General features: G+C 52.7%; 1 protein-coding gene. It reads left to right on the top strand.

Translation table 11 applies throughout. The features are described 5' to 3' along the window. The first annotated feature begins 91 nt into the window (after positions 1-91). A complete protein-coding gene (locus ACWGXF_RS24330; RefSeq protein ID WP_452102601.1) occupies positions 92-1,204 on the top strand; it encodes a hypothetical protein in 1,113 nt (370 codons plus the stop codon). Positions 1,205-1,274 lie beyond the last annotated feature (70 nt).

Below are 1,274 nucleotides of genomic sequence, written 5' to 3'. Positions count from 1 at the left end.
CTTTACCATTCAGTTCGGAGACCGCATCTCCGTCAATTGAAGTCCGAACCGTTTACACAAAAATTCGGACACGCCCCCACATAGGAACTCTTTGAGGTTCACCTACGACCAGCTTGAGAGCGAGCTCAAGCGCTTGGTTAAGAGCGGTCAGTTGGAGCAAGACACGGCTCAGGTGAGCTTTCCAACTTTGGCACGCAGAGTTCAGGACATTGATCTGTATACGCGAGTTGCTGCTCGTGAAGGTGTGGCGAGAGCTCGGATAGTTTGCAGAACGGCCTTCCCGGAGGGAGTAGCAGCGTATCCGTACCAGCGAGTTGAAATTGACCATACCCCGTTGAACTGGGTCGTGATTTGTGACCGTACAGGGCTACCTTTGGGGAGGCCTGTTTTGACGGTGATGATTGATGCGTACTCGGGCTACATCCTTGGTTTCTATATCTCCTTTTATGGTCCCGGGCTGACTTCTGTATGCGGAGTGGTTCGTAATGCGCTTTTGCCCAAGGCCCCGCTTTTGCATGGGCTCGATCTCCAAAGTGATTGGCTATCCATGGGGCTTGGCGATGAGTGGGTGATCGACAACGGGCTCGAATTCCACTCATTCGGGTTCAAGACCATGGCGATGGCACTGGGCGTTGACTTGATGTACTGCCGTGTCAGGACACCATGGCTCAAACCGCACGTTGAGCGCTTCTTTTCCACGTTGAACACCTTGACATTGATGAAGGGGCGTATTCGCCCATCCGTGGCCAACGTCGCAAGGATCGACCCTTACAAGGATGCCTCGATCACTTTCAGCGACTTGGTTCGTGGCTTGCTCATGTTTGTGGTGGATGTGTACCCACATCAACCGAACTGGAGAAAGATGGCAACGCCTTATGAGTTGTTTGCTGAAGGAATACAGCGTTGCCCACCAGCTACCTTTCCTGGCAGCTTGGAGCAATTGACGTGGGCTTCAGGAATGTCAAAGCAGTTGACTCTGCATCAGGGAGGAATCGGCTTCCACGGGTTGCCCTATGGCAGCTATGCCTTCAAAGACATTGTCAAGAAGTATGGGCCGAAGCAAAGACTATTGTGCAAGTTCGATCCTGATGACATCTCCATCATGAAGGTGCTGGATCCCGACGGGCTGTCATGGCATGACGCTGTATGCCGGTGGCCGGCCTATGCTAGGGGTTTGAGCTTCAATCAGCACCAACTGTGTTGATTTCCACCCAGAAGTGACCCACTAGCCCCCGGTTTTTCCATCTCAATCTGACCCACGCATTAACCCTAGC

It is taken from the genome of Comamonas sp. HJ-2, assembly GCF_053615495.1.
This window is presented reverse-complemented; position numbering and strand designations above follow the sequence as displayed.